This is a genomic window from Streptomyces sp. NPDC127197, from assembly GCF_042672405.1.
GTDB classification, from domain to species: domain Bacteria; phylum Actinomycetota; class Actinomycetes; order Streptomycetales; family Streptomycetaceae; genus Streptomyces; species Streptomyces flavusporus.
In genome coordinates this window covers 85,498-102,316 of the sequence record NZ_JBHXVG010000016.1, presented here as the reverse complement: position 1 = coordinate 102,316, position 16,819 = coordinate 85,498, and the positions used below count along the sequence as shown (strand labels likewise).

General features: G+C 70.2%; 14 protein-coding genes. 9 read left to right on the top strand and 5 right to left on the bottom strand.

The window, feature by feature from the left end; all coding sequences use genetic code 11:
• Positions 1-74: 74 nt before the first annotated feature.
• The 5 genes from ACFVJQ_RS24595 to ACFVJQ_RS24575 all read right to left on the bottom strand — a co-directional run bounded on the left by ACFVJQ_RS24595 (position 75) and on the right by ACFVJQ_RS24575 (position 6,596).
• Positions 75-386: a helix-turn-helix domain-containing protein gene (locus ACFVJQ_RS24595; RefSeq protein ID WP_385787019.1), complete on the bottom strand. Its 312-nt coding sequence runs from the start codon at positions 384-386 to the stop codon at positions 75-77.
• 47 nt (positions 387-433) lie between these two features.
• Positions 434-685 (bottom strand): hypothetical protein, encoded by a 252-nt coding sequence (locus tag ACFVJQ_RS24590; protein WP_385786879.1) that lies wholly within the window; start codon positions 683-685, stop codon positions 434-436.
• A 749-nt stretch (positions 686-1,434) separates the two neighbouring features.
• The gene (locus ACFVJQ_RS24585; RefSeq protein ID WP_385786876.1) at positions 1,435-3,324 is read right to left on the bottom strand and encodes a PhoX family protein; all 1,890 of its coding nucleotides are present in this window, start codon (positions 3,322-3,324) and stop codon (positions 1,435-1,437) included.
• 1 nt (position 3,325) lies between these two features.
• Complete coding sequence (locus tag ACFVJQ_RS24580; protein ID WP_385786873.1) at positions 3,326-5,398, bottom strand: N-acetylmuramoyl-L-alanine amidase; 2,073 nt, start codon at positions 5,396-5,398, stop codon at positions 3,326-3,328.
• A gap of 646 nt (positions 5,399-6,044) precedes the next feature.
• Entirely contained in the window at positions 6,045-6,596 is a 552-nt protein-coding gene (locus tag ACFVJQ_RS24575) for a peptidoglycan-binding protein (RefSeq protein ID WP_385786870.1), read from the bottom strand.
• Between the two features lie 681 nt (positions 6,597-7,277).
• Here ACFVJQ_RS24575 and ACFVJQ_RS24570 point away from each other — a divergent pair.
• The 9 genes from ACFVJQ_RS24570 (at position 7,278) to ACFVJQ_RS24530 (ending at position 16,773) form a co-directional block, all read left to right on the top strand.
• Entirely contained in the window at positions 7,278-9,605 is a 2,328-nt protein-coding gene (locus ACFVJQ_RS24570) for a sensor histidine kinase (protein WP_385786867.1), read from the top strand.
• The gene (locus tag ACFVJQ_RS24565; protein WP_385515161.1) at positions 9,602-10,258 is read left to right on the top strand and encodes a response regulator; all 657 of its coding nucleotides are present in this window, start codon (positions 9,602-9,604) and stop codon (positions 10,256-10,258) included. The genes ACFVJQ_RS24570 and ACFVJQ_RS24565 overlap by 4 nt, the downstream gene beginning before the upstream one ends.
• A 310-nt stretch (positions 10,259-10,568) precedes the next feature.
• Positions 10,569-11,087 (top strand): SigE family RNA polymerase sigma factor, encoded by a 519-nt coding sequence (locus ACFVJQ_RS24560; RefSeq protein ID WP_385786864.1) that lies wholly within the window; start codon positions 10,569-10,571, stop codon positions 11,085-11,087.
• Positions 11,080-11,673 carry a hypothetical protein gene (locus ACFVJQ_RS24555; RefSeq protein WP_385786861.1) on the top strand — a complete coding sequence of 198 codons (594 nt, stop codon included), beginning with the start codon at positions 11,080-11,082 and terminating at the stop codon, positions 11,671-11,673. The genes ACFVJQ_RS24560 and ACFVJQ_RS24555 overlap by 8 nt, the downstream gene beginning before the upstream one ends.
• A 109-nt stretch (positions 11,674-11,782) precedes the next feature.
• Positions 11,783-12,367 carry a hypothetical protein gene (locus ACFVJQ_RS24550; RefSeq protein WP_385786858.1) on the top strand — a complete coding sequence of 195 codons (585 nt, stop codon included), beginning with the start codon at positions 11,783-11,785 and terminating at the stop codon, positions 12,365-12,367.
• Positions 12,368-12,412: 45 nt separating this feature from the next.
• On the top strand, positions 12,413-13,003 hold the full coding sequence (locus ACFVJQ_RS24545; RefSeq protein ID WP_385786855.1) for a hypothetical protein: 591 nt from the start codon (positions 12,413-12,415) through the stop codon (positions 13,001-13,003).
• Positions 13,004-13,203: 200 nt separating this feature from the next.
• Positions 13,204-13,950 (top strand): hypothetical protein, encoded by a 747-nt coding sequence (locus ACFVJQ_RS24540; protein WP_385786852.1) that lies wholly within the window; start codon positions 13,204-13,206, stop codon positions 13,948-13,950.
• 652 nt (positions 13,951-14,602) lie between these two features.
• On the top strand, positions 14,603-15,667 hold the full coding sequence (locus ACFVJQ_RS24535; protein WP_385786849.1) for a lytic murein transglycosylase: 1,065 nt from the start codon (positions 14,603-14,605) through the stop codon (positions 15,665-15,667).
• Between the two features lie 53 nt (positions 15,668-15,720).
• On the top strand, positions 15,721-16,773 hold the full coding sequence (locus ACFVJQ_RS24530) for a sigma-70 family RNA polymerase sigma factor (RefSeq protein WP_385786846.1): 1,053 nt from the start codon (positions 15,721-15,723) through the stop codon (positions 16,771-16,773).
• Positions 16,774-16,819: the final 46 nt, after the last annotated feature.

Here is a 16,819-nt window from a genome sequence, read left to right as displayed (position 1 = left end):
AGCTAACGCCCTGCGACGACGAGACGTCAACACTTTGTTGAAAATTCGCGGTACCGGAACCTGAGCAGGCCGCCTCAGACGTTCTTCTCGCGGTTCAGGTAGTTGTAGACCGTGAAGCGGCTCACCCCGAGCGCGCTCGCCACGGTCTCCACGCCGTGCCGCACGGAGAAGGCGCCCCGCGCCTCCAGTGTCCGTACGACCTCCTGCTTGGCCTTGCGGTCCAGCTCGGCCAGCGGCTTGCCCTTCTTGCGCTCCATGGCGGCGAGGATGTGATCGAGGGAGTCGGCGAGCTGCGGGAGGCGTACGGCGACGACATCGGCACCGTTCCAGGAGAGCACGACGTCGTCGGGGCCGGCCTCGTCCGGCGGGAGTATCTCGCCGCCCATGGCGTCGACCAGCGGTTTCACGGCCGTGATGAAGGGCTCGTCCTCGCTCACTTCTCGCCCTCCGCGATCACGTTGACCTGGAGCGAGATCCGGGTGGCGCCGGCCTCGAGGGTCTTGCGCAGCAGCGCGTCCACGGCGGTGAGCACGGCGTCGGCCCCGCCCTCCGCGGTGTTGCCGAACGGACCGACGTCCACCGCGTCCAGCTCCGCCGCCTCCACGACCTCACGGGCCACCAGCGCGTGCGCAGGTGCCTCGTCGAGGTCGAACGGCTCGGTCGTGAATTCCACTCTCAGTCGCACTGTGCCCCCAGAGCATGCCTCTGACCTGCAATTTTACCCAGATCACCCACCGCGAGGGCACATCAGGGCACAACGAGGATGCATCAGCCGACTCCTTCACAGCCGCGACGCACCCCAGGCCAATCAATTTCACTGGGACGGAGCCGCTTCGTCCGCCACGAGGCGACCCTAACCGACCATGGCCTCCCTCCGCCCTGCACGTGACCAGCCGCCCGCGCAGCGCCATGGCCCAAAGGCTGGTCGTCTCAAATCCGGCCGTCCCGTCGAGCGCGCCCCAATCCGTCGCCTCCGAGCGCCTATCTGAGATCTTGCAACGCGTGGCCCCACGGGCAGAAACCAGGCCGGAATCTCGGCAGGAGCAGGAAGTCGCCGAGCATCCGACGCCCACCCCCACTTGTGGGCCCCGGACACACCGGCGGTCAAGATAGCCGTGAGCCAGGCATTCTGTCCGCTGGAAGCACCATCGCGTAATCGATGAGAGCCGGAGCGCCCGCTCCTCAGCACGAGCGGAACCCCGGCTGGAACACGACACCCAGCGATGGGACGCCGTGGGCACCGGGTTCAGGACGTCCCCACGACCTTCCCGAGGCGGCGGTCGTCGTGAAGCCGCGCAACATCACGCGCGAGAGCGCGACGGCGTGTACACCCCCGCGCCGCCCCCGCTGCCGACGGGTGTGGTCCCGGGCCGCACCCCCGAACCGCTCCTGCTGCCTGGTTGCGGTCACGGGACCGCAACCAGGCCGCCCCCGCTACGCCGGCCGGACCGTCACGGTCGCCGAGCGCGGCCGGGCCGCCGCCTCGCCGTCGGGCCAGGAACTCACAGCCCGCGGGTCCGCGGCCGTGGGGATGCCCCAGGCACGAGTGCGCTGGCCGGGGTGCTGGATGTTGACGAAGAGCGCGTCACCGTCCGGAGTGGCGGACGCGCCCGCGACCTCGGCACCGCGGGGAGCGACCAGGAACCGGGCCACCTCCCGGGTCCGGGTGTCGGCGACCAGGAGCGCGTTGTTGCCGACCTCGGCGAAGACGGTGTCGTCGCCGTCGGCAAGGCTGTGGCCGGGGACACCGGTGGAGATCCACAGCCTGCCGTCGGTGCCGAACCAGAGGTTCTTCGGCCCGGCGAACAGGCCGTCCGGGGTCAATGCCGGGTCGCCGCCGGAGAGGAACACCTCCCAGGCGAAGGTCCCGCCCTCCGTGCTGGTGCCGCCGGTCTCGGTCCAGCGCACGACCCGGCCGTAGCGTCCGGCACCGGTGGCCTGCCCGGCGGCCGCCGCCCCACCCGAGCCTGCCCGCTGGTGCTCCTGGCCCTGCTCCGCGTGTCCGGTGCAGGCCGGGGTCGCGGTCCCGCCGACGACGGCGAGATACACCTCCCCGGTACCCGGGTGTACGGCGACCCGCTCGGGCCTGGCCAACGGGGTGGCGCCCACGGCGTCGGCAGCGAGGCGGGCCCGGACCAGGACGTCGGCCTGGTCCCGCCAGCCGTTCCCGGCCGTGAGCGGCCCACTGCCGAAGACCAGCGGCAGCCAGCGCCCCGAGCCATTCGCGCCGAACAGGGCCACGGACAGCGTGCCGTGGTCCAACGGGTCCTCGCCCTGCGCGCGCAGGGTGCGCCACGGCCGCGCGCTGACGTACCTGTAGAGGTACTCGCCGTCCTCGGCGTCCGTGCTGTACACCACGACCCGGCCGTTCACCTCGGTGACGGTGGCGGCACCGTGCCAGAAGCGGCCGAGGGCAGTCCGCTTCACCGGGACAGAGGCGGGGTCCTGCGGGTCCAGCTCGGTGATCCAGCCTTGGTCTTCCGGCCGGGCCCCCTCGTCCGCGAGGTCGAAGCGGGCGTCGGCGGTGTGCCAGGGCGCGCCGAAGCCGCTCGCGGAGAAGCCGTACCGTACGGCCGTCTCATCGCGCCGCCAGTCCGGACTGTCCGTACCGAAGGCCGCGTTGGCGTTCTCCTCTGCGATCAGGAGGGTGCCCCACGGGGTGACGCCGGTGGCGCCGGGCGCCAGCACGCCCCGTGCCTCGCGGCCGCCAGCCGGGCCGGAGAGCCGTACCGGGGTGTCCGCGGTGATCCGCCGGTTGAACCGGGACCCGGCCAGGGCCCAGGTGCCGCCGGCGGCGCGGTGCACGGCGGCGACAGTGACGCCCTGCGCGGCCATGGCCAGGCGCGGCGCCCCCGCCCCGGACACGGTGATGCCGGGGGCGGCCTCGTGGGTGAGGACCAGCAAGCCTTTGCCGTCGGTGAGCGGGAGGAACTCGACACCATGGTGGTGGCTACCGACCTGGGCCGTTTGCGCGTCCGCCACCGCCCCAGCACCGCCCGCGTCCGGCTGCCAGGCCGGTGCGCTACGGGTAAGGGCGTCCCCCCAGCGGGCCAGTACGTCGGACCGGAACCCGGACGGCACGGTGACCCGGTCCGCCGTGGACGCGCCCACCGCGCGGAACGGCGGCGACGGCACGGACACCGGCGTGGCCGCGCCACCCGGTCCGGGCGCGGCGTGCGCCGGACCCGCCGTGCCGGTCACCGAGAGGGCCACCGCCGCGGTCGTGGTCAGGACGGTACGACGGGACACCCCGGCAGGGGCACTCGCAAAGGCACCGGAAACGGCGCCCGCGGTGCGCACGGCGTCTTCGTTGGGCTGACTCATGTCAGAACTTCCCCTGGTTGAGTGCGGTCTGCAGGGCTCGCGTGGTGCCGGCGCCCCAGACTCCGTCGGTGACGAGTCCGGCGCGTGTCATCGTGTTGATGTGGCGCTGCATGGCCTGGACGCTTCCGGTGCCGAAGACACCGTCGACGACGAGTCCCGCGTCCGCCCACAGGTTGAGGTGCCGCTGAGTGGCGCGCTTGGACGCATCACCCCACACACCGTCCGCCTCGACACCGACGGCGCGCTGCAGGGCACGCTTCGTCGCGGTGCCGAAGACGCCGTCGACGGCGAGGGCCTCGCCGTTGAGGTAGGCGGTGTACGCGGATTCCGTGGCCGGCCCCCAGAGCCCGTCGGCCAGGGTGCCGACCTGCTCCTGCAGCCAGCGGACACCGTTGAAGGTGTACTGGCCGAAGACCCCGTCGACGACCAGGGCCGGCGAGTACCCGAGCCGGTTGACGGCGGTCTGCTGCTGCACCACCGACCGGATGGTGGTGTTGGCGCCGCCGGACCAGCCGGTCTCGCCGGACCGCTCCCTGTAGGCGTCCTCGGTCATCGGGCCCCACAAGCCGTCCGCCTCGAGGCCGAGCTGCTGCTGCAGCCAGCTCACACCCGCCGCGGTGGCCGCGCCGAAGACTCCGTCCACGACCAGCGGCGGCTGGTACCCGAGGTTGTTCACCGCAGTCTGCTGGCCCCGGACCGAGCGGATGTCGGTCCGCCCGCCGCCCCCGCCCCCCGCGACGTACGCCTTGTACGCGCTCTCGGTGATCGGGCCCCACTTGCCGTCGGCTTCGACCCCGACCACGCCCTGCAGCCACTTCACACCGGCGAGGGTGAGCGCACCGAAGACCCCGTCCTCGACCAGTCGGGGGGTGTACCCGAGGAGGTTCACGGCCCACTGCTGGGACACCACTGAGCGGATGTCGCTGCGGCCCCCAGAACCGGTGCCGGGGCTCACCACGATCGGGATGTCCTCGCCGTCCATGCCGCCCAGCACCCAGTTACGCAGGTCGTTACCGGGGCAGGCGGTGGAGGCGCCGGGCAGGCCGCTGTGATAGGTGGCGTTGAGTGTGCGGCCGCAGAGCTCCGAGGCCTTGTAGTAGAGGGAGCGGATCGACGACTTCGCCGCGGCCGTGGCGTCCCCGTCACTGCCGATGAAGCAGACCCCGATGTGGGTGGTGTTGTAGTTGACCGCGTGCGAGCCGCGGTGGTTCCAGCCGACGCCCTCGTAGATCCATCCCTGCCGGTCGACAAGGAAGTTGTAGCCGATGTCTGGCCAGCCGCGGCCGTCCATGTGGAAGTTCTGGATCTGCTTGACGGTCTGGGTGGGCGGTCCCGCGGAGTAGTGCACGGTAAACCCTGTGCGCTGGGAGAGCGCGACCGGGTACTCGTCCGTCGGCGGCCGGGCTCCCCACGACTCCCGCGGGATGATGGAGACCTGCGGACCGGGCACCACGACCACACCAGGGTCCAGCGAGCCGTCCAGCGTATACGGAAGGAGCGGGCCGGGGCAGTCGGTTGCGTCGCCGTGCTGGTGCGGGTAGAGAAGGTTCCCGGCCCGCCGGTCCGGGTTGGAGTAGGACCTCAGGTGATATACGAGGTCCCGGATCGTCGTGCGCAGTGCCGAACTGGGCTGGTCGTTGGCGCTGACGAGTCCGAGGATCGAGTAGAACGCGGCGTTGCGGCCCACCACTCCGTAGGTGGGGACCCGGATGTGCCGGGCCGGGAGCGTAGGATCGGCCGGATTCTGGCCCGCCGGATAACCGCCATTGGCCTCGCCACGCTGGTATCCCTGCCCCTGGTAGATGGTGCCGTGCTGGCAGACCACGTAGTTGTAGGCGAGGTCGCCGAACTCGCCGAGGTAGTGGTCCATCCATATCTCGGCGATCTTGTATTGGCAGTCCTCGCAGGAAGGCGTATTGATGCTTCCGCCGCCCTCGTAGTGGATGAAGACGCCACCCTTCCAGGGGGTCCACTCACCACCTGTCAGGTTCCGGGGGACCGAGAGTCTGCTGAGGACCACTTCCTCGGCCTCGTAGTAGCTGAGGCCGGAGTTCTGGGCCAGGTTGGAGGCCATCGCGAATATGACTTCACCGCTTCGGGCCTTCTCGAGCCATGTTCGGCGGGGTTGAATCGTTACCACTGAGGTCTCCTCCATGGGAAGAACCCGCGTCGTCCGTGCGCGACGCCGGGACGGGCCTCGCGTCACCGACCGCTCTGTCGGTGCCGGGGCCCGGCAGCGCGGAACCAGGGCAGGCCTCCTCACGAGAGCGCCTGGAAAGGCCGGGTGCCTCTTCCGCCTGCCGCACAGGGCCCGGAAAAGACCGGGTTGACGCGTATGCACCAAGCGTCGCTGACCTCGGAGGGAGCCGTTCCGGGACGCCGTTCCGGGAGAGGATCTGCCGTCCCGGCAGCCGCCGGAAACGAGGCACGCCTCGGCAGCATCCTGCCAACGCCCCTGCAACAAAGGGCCGGACGCCGCGGCACGCCGGCGAGGGGGTCGCCGTGTGGGGCCCGATCTGGGGAGCGGACATCTGCGGAACGACCGCCGCCGCTCCAGCGGGTATTGCCGGTCGCGTTTGACCGGGCGGGCGGCATTCCCCTGTTGGCGCATGGGAAGACGCGACCGGCCCGGTGCGGGGCTCTGTGCGATGAGTGCTTCAGCGCGGGTGAGGCCGCCGTCACAAGTGGCGACTGCGGCCTCTCATCTCTCCGTGCTGGGTTCAGCCGCCAGGAACAAAGCAGGTCGCGAAGGGGTCGTACTTTGCCGTTTCCCACCAATTCGAGCCCACACCCGCCTCAGGGTTCTCAAAGCGGTAGGCGCCACCAGAGGTTCGTACGAACGTAACGGCGCGCGCTTTACCGAAGTAGGTGACCTCACCCGTGCTTCCCCGGAGGTGGTTGTCCGCGATACTGAAGGTCTTGCTGCCCACGACCCCGTCTGCCTCCAGGCCCCATCTCGCCTGCAGTTTCTTGGTTGCATAGGTGGTGTTGGCACCGAAATCGCAGTCAATATCTGCGTAGTCGTAAACTGTGCCGTTCTGTTCTGTGGCGCCCTCTGCCCACAGGACGTATTGCCAGAGACCAACCGCGTTGGATATCTGATAGTTGCCACCCGCCCAAAGAGGGCCCTCATCCCCCCAGTCATCGGTGATCGTGCCGCTACCAAAGATGTACCCTTGCGAGACACTTGCCGACGCAGGGCTCGTGCTCAGCGCCGTTACGCCCAGAGCCGCACATGCGGCAAGCGCGACCAAACCCCTCGTGATGGACATACGTTCTCCTCATTCTTCAGAGAGGGAGGCAGCAGGATTGTCCGCCTCGAATTCGATCCGGCATGACCCTGCCGGTGCCGACTGTCCGGGTCATGAGCGGGAAAGCGAAGGCGAGGTCATGCGCGCCCGCCACGGCCGGTGTCAGCCCCGCACGACGGGCACAGTAGCCCGGCCCGGTCGCTGAGTGTGCCGGTCGTTTGCCCCACAAGGAACGGCCGCCGCACACACGGGAATACGCGGAGGCAGCGGACGAGACCGCCCCTGGTTGACAGCCGTGACCTTGTTGAGCTCGGCTGCCGCTACCGCTGGGACCACGAGAAGCCGCCCTACAGGTCCGTCAGATCCGTGGCTCGCAGCGAAGGCGCAGGCCACCGCGAAGTCGGAGGGTTGGGGTGTCGGTTCGACTCCCCCTCGGACGCCCATCCGCATTCCGCCTGTCCTCGCCGGGCCCTTGGAACCGCCACTTCCCCGACAACGACGTTCTGGTCAAGGTCGCGCTGACCCAGCCCGCCCAGAGCTCAGTGATCTTGCATCCCCATGCGCCGGGTCGCTTGCCGCCGCCAATGGGCGTTCTTCCTTGATCGTGGGTCAACTACCCTTGTTTCTATGCGGCATGGGGGGCACGAGGAGCGGGTTGGAGCCGCTGAGCCGATAGACGGCCCCAGGTCCAGCGAGCGCCTGTTGATCCTGACCCTTGAGCGGTACGGGGTGTGGCTCCGGTCCACCGTGGTCTGTCTGTGCAGTGCGCTGGGCGTCGTCTCGGCGGACGTGGCGGAGATTCCCCTGGCGATGTCTCTGCTGGTGCCCGCTCTCCTCGCCTGCGGTGTGCGCCTCTATGCGCTGCGCCGCCCGCTCCCGTTCGCCCCGCTGTGGACGTTGGACGCGGCCGTGGTGGTGCTGACAGGGCTGTCTCAGCCGGTGCTCGGCGGCGACGGCGCGGATGTGATGGTGGAGGCGGTTGTCGGCATCTGCGTCATCACTTTCCAGCACGAGTGGGCGACGCGCCCCCTGGCCGGGGCTGCCCTGGCCGCGCTGGGGGCTGTCGCCTGTGCGCTCGGCGACCTCCTCTCCTCGCCCGGGCACAGCCCGGAGTTGATACCCCTGGTGCGCATGCTTTTCCTGGCGGGCCTGTCGAGGGCCGCTTACCTCATCGTCCGAGCGCGGGCCAGGGCCGCTGACCGGTCGGCCGCGCTCAGGGCGGCGTCACGCCGGGAGGCCGATGTCGCCGCCGCACGGAGAGCGGCCGAGCGCGAGTACCTGGCGACCCTGCACGATACGGCGAGCGCGACGCTGCTGATGGTCTCCCAGGGCGACGGGCGGGACTGGTCGTGGCTGCCTCCACGTGCCAGACAGGATCTGGAGGCACTGTCCGCCGTGCCCGGATTCGAGACGGGGAGCGTCGACCTCGCGGCACTTCTCGGCTGCGTGCCCGAAGGCGAGGGACAGGCCAGGGTGCGGCTCAAGACGCACATCGACGGCCCACTCACGGTCCCGTCCGGCCCTGGGCTTGCGATATTCAACGGAGTCCGGGAGGCCGTCACCAATGTGGCACGCCATGCCGGGGTGCGGGAAGCGGAGCTCAGGGCATGGACGGAGGAGGACGGCGCCGTCGTCGAACTGTCCGACACGGGACGGGGCTTCGACCCGCAGTCCGTCCCCGCGCGGCGCCGGGGCATCAATGGTTCCATCATCAGCAGGATGCACGCGGTCGGAGGCTCCGCCACGGTCTACTCGCATCCGGGCACCGGGACCCGCGTGCAGTGGCGCTGGCACGCCCGGGCCCGGGCGTCACAGTCAGGGGACGGAGCGCAGGCGACGGGCATACCGCGCCCGCCCCGCGTCCGGGCGCACACGGCCGTCGTCATGCTCATCCGCAGGCAGCTGCTGCACGGGGCCCAACTGGCCGCGCTGCTGATCAGCCTGCTGTCGCAGGTCACTCTCTCGCTGCACCAGCTCACGGCCTACCAGAGCGTGTACCGCCCCGCGTGGGCACAGACGGCGGCCTTCGTCTGCCTCGTCGCCGTCGCGGCGACCGGCGCCGCCTATCTGCTGCGTGGCAGGCAGATCCCGCCGAGGGTGCGCTGGTGGAGCCTGGGCGCGGTGCTGACCGTTTCCGCGACAGGCGCGTTCACGCTCCCGCCGGAGCGGTTGACCGGTGCGGAGGACTGGGCGTTCGGACTGGTCGGCTGGCATGCGCTGTTCCTGCTGGCAGACCTGCGGGTCAGGGCGTTCGCGGCGTTCCTCGGGGCACATATCGGGCTCAACGCGACCGCTGTGTTCCTATCGGGGGCGCCAACCGCCGCAGAGTCGGCCACCATGGGGATCTCCGCGATATCCAACTGCGGCCTCCAGCTCTCCGTCGGTGTACTACTGACGCGCCTGCTCCACGGCACGGCGCCGGCAGCGGGGACCGCGGCCGCACGGGAGGAGGAACTGCGTACCCGGGAACGCATCCACGAGGACATGCAGCGTGATCACAAGGACCGCTACCGCGCCCTGACGGCGACGACAGTGCCACTGCTCGTGGGTCTTGGTCACGGTGTGCTGAGCCCGCACGATGAGGAGGTCAGGCTGCGGTGCGGCGTGGAAGCCGCCCGTATGCGGCGCCTGTTCGCGGAGAGCGATGCCGTCTCCGACCCGCTGCTGAACGAGTTGCGGGCGTGCGTCGAGGTGGCCGAGCACCGAGGGGTGACGGTGAGCCTGGCCGTACGAGGCCGGCCGGGTGAGGTGCCTGTGGAGGTACGCAGGGAGTTGGTCGACCCGGTGACGGTGATTCTGGGCCGTACCCGGTCGACCGCGCGGGTGACCGTCGTATGGACACCCCGCACGGTCCGTGTGAGCGTGGTCAGCGAGGACTGCGCCGGGGGCCGTGGCGCGGACGAAGCCGCTCAGGCACACGGCCATGTCTCGGACTCGAAGGTGACCGTGGCCAGAACAACGCGCGGCGGAAGTGTGTGGGTGGAGGCTGGCTGGAGTAGACCGGCGGCCTCCGGAGTTGACCTGACATGAGTACCAACGCACCGGTCAGCGTGGTCGTCGTTGACGACCATCCCGCCATCCTCTCGGGCGTAGAGGCGTGGTACGCCGTATCGCGGCGGCCCATCACCGTAGTCGCGGCCGGCGGCTCCGTACGGGAAGCCTGGACCGCGCCGGGCAGCACGGCCGATGTCGTCCTCCTGGATCTGCAACTGGGCGAGGGCGGCCCCGCCTTCGGCAGTCTTCGAAGACTCGTCGACGCCGGGCGGCAGGTGGTCGTCTATTCGATGCGGGATGACGAGAAGACAGCGCTCAGCTGCCTGGACCTGGGAGCCGCGACCTTTCTGACCAAGAGCGAGGGCCGGGAGCACCTGGTTGAGGCGACGCTGGCGGCAGCCGATGAGCGGCCCTACATGCCGCCCGCGCTGGCCGGCGCGCTGGGAACAAACACCCGCGCCGACCGCCCCCAGCTCTCCGTGCGCGAGGAGAACGTGCTCATCGAGTGGTTCCAGTCGGAGTCGAAGGAGTTGGTCGCGCAGCGTCTCGGGATCTCCGTACGAACGGTCAACTCGTATCTGGACCGAGTGCGCATCAAGTACGCGAACGTCGGCCGCCCCGCCCGGACCAAGGCAAGCCTGGTCGCCCGCGCCATCCAGGACGGGCTGGTCGACGTGGACGACCTCTGATACTCCAGCAGGACTTTGCTGTCTGACCTGGGACGATTCCGGGCGGCTGGAGTATTGGCTTGTCAGTGAAGTCCGTCCACCGGTTCGTCGTCGGTGGAGCGGGCCAGTTCACCACGGGCAGCTCTGGCAGGCCGAGCCAGGGGGGCGATGCTGTCGTTTGCGTCGGACCTGCACGTGTCGGTGATCACGTTCACGCTGCCGTCGTCGCAGGTCTCGGTGGTGTGACGGGCTCCTTGCGCCACAAGCCTGCCAGGTGGCATCGTTCGCATGATTGAACAGATGTACGGCCATCAGGAACCACAGGCGGGGGATGAACGAGCAAGCGTTCGACGCCTTTTATGCCGGAAGCGTGGGGCGGCTCATCGGCCAGCTGTACGCCATGATCGGCGACCGTACTGAGGCGCAGGACGTGGTCCAAGAAGCCTTCGTCCGGGCCTGGGAGCACCGGGCCCAGCTGGACAAGGACGGTGCGCCCGAGGCATGGGTGCGTACCGTGGCCTGGCGGCTGGCGGTCAGCCGGTGGCGGCGCGTGCGAACCTCGCTCTCCTTCGCGCGGCGCCAGGGCCCGCCCCCGAACGTACCGCCGCCGGACACCCACCACGTGCTGCTGGTGCAGGCGCTGCGGCAGATCCCCGCGGCGCAGCGACGGGCCATCGTGCTCCACCACCTGTGCGATCTGGAGGTGAAGCAGGTGGCTGCCGAGACCAACTGTCCCGTCGGTACGGTTAAGGCACAGCTGAGCCGGGGTCGGGCCGCGCTGGCAAGGATTCTGGCCGACACTGAGCTGGATCCGCGGGCGGGCCGAGTTTCGGAGGTGGAGCATGGTTGACGAGACCAGCTTGGATGATCACCTTGCCGGTCTTGCCGCCGAGGGCCGGCGGTTCGCCGTGCCGATGGCCGCGGAGCAGATCCGGGTGCGCGGTGACCGGCGTCGGCGCCGTAAGCGGGCAGCACAGATGTCGGGCGGTGTGCTGCTGGCCGCTGCCGTCGCCGTGGGAGGTCTGTCGCTGGTCCTGCCCGGTCCCGGACCGGCGCCGACCGCCGCGAAGCCGACGCCGTCGCGGAGCGCTCCCCAGTTCGTGCCCCCGACGCCGGCCCCGGGTGAGGAGTACGCCAGCGAGATCGGCTATGTGTACAACGCGATGGTGCTGGCGGACGGGGTCCAGGTCACCGTGAAGCAGCTTCGTACCGAGCGGGGAACGGCCGTACCCACCGGAGTGGTGCACAAGGTGACCCTGTCGCCGCAGACCCCGGTCGAGGTGGAGCAGGTGGCCGGTGGGAAGCCGGGGGACATGCGGTTGGGGGAGCTGGTGGACCGGCTGCGTGGCGGGCCGCGGTGGGTGTTCGCCGTCGACTACGACGGCGAGGGCCGAATCCAATCGCTGCGGGAGGCGTTCTGGCTGACCGTCGAGTGAGCTTCGGCAGAAACCCCAAAGAAAGCTGACCGGGATGCAACCCGGGGGACGGCGTGCGGCGTAGAGACCGTGTAACCCAACCACACCGGATTCCAGGAGAACGTTGACCATGTCTGCCTCACGCCGCCGGGCCACCATGCGCCTGCTCACCGTTGTCGCCTTCGGCGCCCTTGTCCTGACCGGATGCGGCGAGAACGGCAAGGAGCCCACGGATCCCACCGCGGTCGCGGCGGCGGACACCGCACAGGCTGGCAGTGACCAGACGGCCGCCCCGTCGGACGACGGCGAGGGTTCGCAGGACACGCAGGCATCGACCAGTAAGACCCCGTGGGCGGGAACCAAGCAGTTCGTGACGATCGACAAGGCCTGGACCGAGGGCGGACTGACCTATCTGTCGGTGCGGCCCGCCCAGAAGAAGGTCAACACCCAGTTCGACACCTGGGAGATCATCCCCGGCACGGGGGCCTTCACCACGGTGACCATGGGCAAGGACGCCCGGGTTCTGCTGACGGTCCCGGTCCGAGGCGACGACGCGTCCGGTGCCAGCCGGGGCGAGCCTCTGCCGTCCTCCCAGGCCGAGTTCGTCACCCTGCTGAACCAGCTGGACTCCGGGGTTGCTGCGGGCGTCGGGTACGACCTGAGCTTCGACGGAGAGGGTCAGGTAGCCAAGCTGCAGTCCGTATACAGGCCGTGAGTTGCGCGCGCCTGGACCTCATGGGGACCGCGGAGGAAGTGGAGCATGGTTGACGAGACCGGCTTGGGGGATCACCTCGCCGATCTTGCCGCCTCGGGTCAGCGGTTCGCCGTGCCGCTGGCCGCGGAGCGGATCAGGGCACGCGGCGATCAGCGGCGGCGGCGCATGCAGGCGGTTCTGACATCGGGTGGCGTGGTACTGACCACGGCTCTGGCCGTGGGCGTCCTGTCTCTGGTCGGGCTCGGTCCAAAGCCGGCACCAGCCGCCGTGAGGCCGACAGCGCCGAGCACTTCACGGTTCGTGCCCCCGACGCCGGCCCCGGGCGAGGAATACGCCAGCGAGATCGGCTACGTGTACGACGTGGTGCTGCTGGAGGGGGATACGGTCCAGGCCACCGTGAAGCAGCTTCGTACCGGAGTGGTGCACAAGGTGACCGTGCCGACGCAGACCCCGGTGGAGGTGAAGCATGTGGCCGACGGGAAGCCGGGGGACATGCGGCTGGGGGAACTGCTGGGCCGGTTGGGCACCGGACCGCGGTGGGTGTTCGCCATCGACTACGACGGCGAGGGCCGAATTCAATCGCTGAGGGAGGCCTTCTGGCTGACCGTCAGTGAAGTAATCAACGGCAGTTCCTGAGTTCGTTCGGGAACGATGACGAGACCCCGGCCGATCTTCTTGATCGGCCGGGATCTTTGCGTGGGGATGCGGCGACATCACAGTTCGGTGCGCTCGTGAAACTCCCACAATAGAAAGCTGACCGGGATGCAACCCGGTGGACGGTGTGGGACGTAGAGACCATGTAACCCAACCACACCGGTTTTCAGGAGCAGTTGACGATGAACACCTCACGCCGCCGGACCGCCAAGCGCTGGCTCACCGTTGTCGCCCTCGGCGCCATTGCCCTGACCGGGTGCAGCCAGAAGCCCGCGGATCGAATGGAATCCGCCGCGGCCGCAAAGCCGGCGTCATCTTCCGCGTCGGCCGACAAGACGGACGCCCGGCCTAATGGCGGCAAAGAGTCCGCGGACCCTGCCGAGGCCACGAAGAAGGCGTCGCCTTCCGCGCCCGCCGGGAATTCGGGCACCCGGTCGGACGGCGGTCAGAAGTCCGCGGAGCCCACCGCGGCCGTAAAGACACAGTCGCCTTCCGCGCAGACGGGCACCCGGTCCGACAGCAGCGAGGCGGCAAAGGACACGTCGGCCTCGACCAGCCAGGCCCCCTTCGCTGACACCCAGCAGTTCGTGACGATCAACAAGGCCTGGACCGAGGACGGACTGACCTATCTGTCGGTGCGGCCCGCCCAGAAGAAGGTCAACACCCAGTTCGACACCTGGGAGATCACCCCGGGCACGGACCCGTTCACCACGGTGCCCATGGCCAAGGACGCCCAGGCTCTGCTGACCTGCCCGGTTCGCGACGAGGTTGCCGGGGTCAGCCGCGCCGAGCTGCTGCCGTACTCCCCGGCCCAGTTCGTCACCCTGCTGAACCAGCTGGACTCCGGCCTCCACGACGGCATCGGGTACGACCTGGTCTTCGACGGAGCGGGTCAGGTGACCAGCCTGAAGTCGCTGTACAAGCCCTGACGGGACCACCATCGTCCAGCACGGTGCGGCCCGCCTCCCGCCGTTCCTGCTTTGCGATGCTGTTGTGCCTGATCAGACCACATACGCCGTGCTCGGCACCGATATTTCGTGCTGCACCATCCAAAGGCGTCCGGCCACCCCTTGGCCACTCCCTGCCCTCCATCCACGTAACTCGCGGCCGTCGGCGCCTCACACCCACTACGGCGCAGCAAATGCTGGACGCACATGCGCCACAACACCTCTTGGACGCATCGAGGTGACAACCACTGCGTTTCGGCTCCCCAAACACTCCTCTGCCGCACACCCCAGCAGCCCGTGCCCCGAGTCGGACCCCGACTCCGCCGACCGCACAGACCACGCAGAACTCGCCTCCAGCCTGTCCCCCACAGGGCACATCCAGGGCACACGCCCCCGGAGAACACTGCGAAGCAACGCGAACGAGCGAGGGGTGTTTTTGCAGGTCAGGACGGGTTAGCGCACGTTCGCGCAGGTCAGAGCCGTGCGGCAGGGCTTCACTCTCAGTCGCACGCGCTCAACCTAACGCCCTGCACGGATTTCCGGGCAGCCCTCACCGGCACGGGATCCCCGCGACGGACCGCCCTCACTGCCCCGTAGAGCAGACGAGGAGAAACCACAGGGAGGGGACCGCGACGTGGCAGGGCACAGGGTCAGAGGCATCAGGGGTACGGCACTCGCGGCGGCGGCGATGGCGGCGCTGACCGCGTCGCAGGCGCCTGGGACGACATCGGCGCGGGCGGTGGCGCCCGCGGAACCCGCCGCCGGGCGCGGGCCCAGCGTGTCCGGGGACACGCCGTTCCGCACGGAGCTCCCACCGCTGCGGGTGCGGAAGGTCGAGACAGCCGAGACAGCACAGGCGGGTGGCGCGCTGCCGGCGAGCGTGTTCGCCGCCTACCGACGGGCCGAGACGCGGCTCGCGCACTCCGCGCCCGGCTGCCGGCTGCGGTGGCAGCTGCTGGCGGCCATCGGGCAGGTGGAGTCCGGGCAGGCCGGCGGCGGGCGGGTGGACGCGGACGGTACGACCCTGACGCCGATCCGCGGTCCCCGGCTGGACGGCGTCGGCTTCGCCCTCATCCGGGACAGCGACGGCGGGGCGTACGACGGGGACGCGGTGTACGACCGCGCGGTCGGCCCGATGCAGTTCATCCCGTCGACCTGGGCGGTCTGGGGCGTCGACGGCAACGGCGACGGCCGGGCCGACCCGCACAACGTCTTCGACGCGGCGCTCGCCGCCGGTCACTACCTGTGCGCCGGCGGACGCGACCTGTCCGTGCCGGGCGACCTGGACGCGGCGATCCTCGGCTACAACCACTCCAGGGCCTACCTGCGGACGGTGCGGGCCTGGTTCGCGTACTTCCTGGAAGGGCACCGGGTGGTGCCGGACGCCGTGGCGGCGGGCGGCGCGAGCCCGGAGCCCGAGGCCTCCCGGCCGGTGCGGCGCGAGCCGTCGCCGACGCCGAGTGCCCGCCCGGCGGGCGGTGGTTCCGGTACGCCGTCCCCGTCCCCGACCCCTTCCGAGCCACGGCCGACGCACAGCAGCCCGTCCGCCGAAGAATCGGCGGCCCCCTTGGCATCGCTCCCCGACACCGAAGTCGCCCCACCCGCCGAGGACATACTGCCCAGCACGGCTCCGCTGCCCGGCAACGATGAGAACCCAAAGGTCGCAGCCCCCTCCACAACCGCGACTACCGGGCGGTAATGTCGCCCCCCGCCGGGCGCACATGACCGGCGGGCGAGCGCGAAGGGGCCCTCATGGCGACGAACATGCCGGCGGAGATACAGGCGGCCCACGACCGGTGGGAACGCATGTGGAGCCACCGTGAGCATCTGCTCAGGGTGGCCCGCCGCAGATCGATGTCCCTGGAGGACGCCGAGGACGCCGTGCACGAGGCGATGCTGCGCGCGGCCGAGCGCCCCGACCTGGACGACGAGCGGCTGGCCGCCTGGCTGACGACGGTGACGATCCGGCTGTGCGTGGACCGGTACCGGCAGGTCAACCGCGAGGCCGAGGTGCGCACCAGCCCGACGCTGATCGCGCCCGGTCCGGTGCCGGTCGAGGAGGCGGTGTGCGACCGGGCCGAGGCCAAGTGGCTTGCCGTCCGCAGTGGTGAGTTGCCCGCCCGCCAGGCGGAGGCGCTCCGGCTGAAGTCGGAGGACCTGGACGTCGGCCAGGTCGCCGTGCGGATGGGTCTGAGCTACCGGACGGTCGAGTCGCTGCTGGCCCGGGCGCGCCGGACGCTGCGCAACTCGCTGGCCGGCACGCTCGGTCTCGCCCTGTTCCTGTGGGGACGGGGCAGGCCGCGCGGGGCGTCGCACGCGCAGGCCGTGGCGGTGGCCGGGACGGCGGCGACGCTGGCGGTGGCGGGGTTCGTCCTGCCGTACGCCCACGACTGGGACGGGCAGGGCACGGCGCCGCGGCCCTCCGTCTCCCCGGTCCCGGAGGCGTGGCAGCGGCCGGACAGCGGAGGCGGGGAGACGTCCCCGGACGCGCGTGAGCTGCCGACCGCCTCGAGGACCGGCGCCCCGGAGGCGACGCGGCCCCCGGGCGACCGTCCGCTGCTGCCGCTGTCCGTGCCGTCCCTGCCGGAGGTCCCCCTCTCCTCGGGGCCGGAGCTGCCGACTCCCGAGGTGCCCGCGGTGCCCGCGGTGCCTGAGGTGCCCGCGGTGCCCGACGTACCCGCGGTGCCCGACGTACCCGAGCTGCCCGGCATCTCGGCGGCCCCGGACGTGCCGGATCTTCCAGAGGTGCCGGACCACCCCACTGCTTCCGCCACGCTCGAAGCACCCGTGGACCCCCTGCCGTAACCCTTCTCAAACCCGTCCGCAAAAAAATTCGCCTCCGCCGCGACGG

Coding starts and splice junctions, on each gene's coding strand:
- ACFVJQ_RS24530 (WP_385786846.1), top strand. CDS start 15,721: ATGGCGACGAACATGCCGGCGGAGATACAGGCGGCCCACGACCGGTGG.
- ACFVJQ_RS24585 (WP_385786876.1), bottom strand. CDS start 3,324: ATGAGTCAGCCCAACGAAGACGCCGTGCGCACCGCGGGCGCCGTTTCC.
- ACFVJQ_RS24560 (WP_385786864.1), top strand. CDS start 10,569: ATGAACGAGCAAGCGTTCGACGCCTTTTATGCCGGAAGCGTGGGGCGG.
- ACFVJQ_RS24540 (WP_385786852.1), top strand. CDS start 13,204: ATGAACACCTCACGCCGCCGGACCGCCAAGCGCTGGCTCACCGTTGTC.
- ACFVJQ_RS24565 (WP_385515161.1), top strand. CDS start 9,602: ATGAGTACCAACGCACCGGTCAGCGTGGTCGTCGTTGACGACCATCCC.
- ACFVJQ_RS24555 (WP_385786861.1), top strand. CDS start 11,080: ATGGTTGACGAGACCAGCTTGGATGATCACCTTGCCGGTCTTGCCGCC.
- ACFVJQ_RS24550 (WP_385786858.1), top strand. CDS start 11,783: ATGTCTGCCTCACGCCGCCGGGCCACCATGCGCCTGCTCACCGTTGTC.
- ACFVJQ_RS24575 (WP_385786870.1), bottom strand. CDS start 6,596: ATGTCCATCACGAGGGGTTTGGTCGCGCTTGCCGCATGTGCGGCTCTG.
- ACFVJQ_RS24595 (WP_385787019.1), bottom strand. CDS start 386: ATGGGCGGCGAGATACTCCCGCCGGACGAGGCCGGCCCCGACGACGTC.
- ACFVJQ_RS24580 (WP_385786873.1), bottom strand. CDS start 5,398: ATGGCCTCCAACCTGGCCCAGAACTCCGGCCTCAGCTACTACGAGGCC.
- ACFVJQ_RS24545 (WP_385786855.1), top strand. CDS start 12,413: ATGGTTGACGAGACCGGCTTGGGGGATCACCTCGCCGATCTTGCCGCC.